Source organism: Desertibacillus haloalkaliphilus (assembly GCF_019039105.1).
GTDB classification, from domain to species: Bacteria; Bacillota; Bacilli; order Bacillales; family KJ1-10-99; genus Desertibacillus; species Desertibacillus haloalkaliphilus.
Genome location: NZ_JAHPIV010000569.1, coordinates 1 through 333, shown reverse-complemented (window position 1 = coordinate 333; position 333 = coordinate 1). Strand labels below are relative to the sequence as shown.

At 48.9% G+C, this 333-nt stretch carries 1 protein-coding gene; it reads left to right on the top strand.

The features are described from left to right. A partial coding sequence (locus tag KH400_RS30420; protein WP_217228699.1) for a hypothetical protein occupies positions 1 to 333 on the top strand: 333 nt, incomplete at both ends.

Below are 333 nucleotides of genomic sequence, written 5' to 3'. Positions count from 1 at the left end.
AAAAAGGAAGAAAAGAAGAGGAAAGAAAGGGGAAAGAGGAGAAAAAGGGGAAAAGAAGGAGAAGGGAAAGGGGAGGGGGAAGAAAAGGAAGGGGAAGAAAAAAAAGAAAAGAGAAGAAGAAGAGGAGGGAAGGAGAGAAAAGGGAGAAGAGGAGAAAAAGAAGAGGAGGGGAGGAAAAGGGGAAGAAGGAGAAAAGGGGAAGAAGGAAGGGAAAGAGGAGAAAAAAGGAGGGGAGAAAGAGGGGGGAGGGAGGGGAGGGAAAAAGGAGGAAGGGGAGGAAAAGGGAGAGAGGGAAAAGGGAGGGGAGAGAGGAAAGGGAAGAGAGAGAGGGAG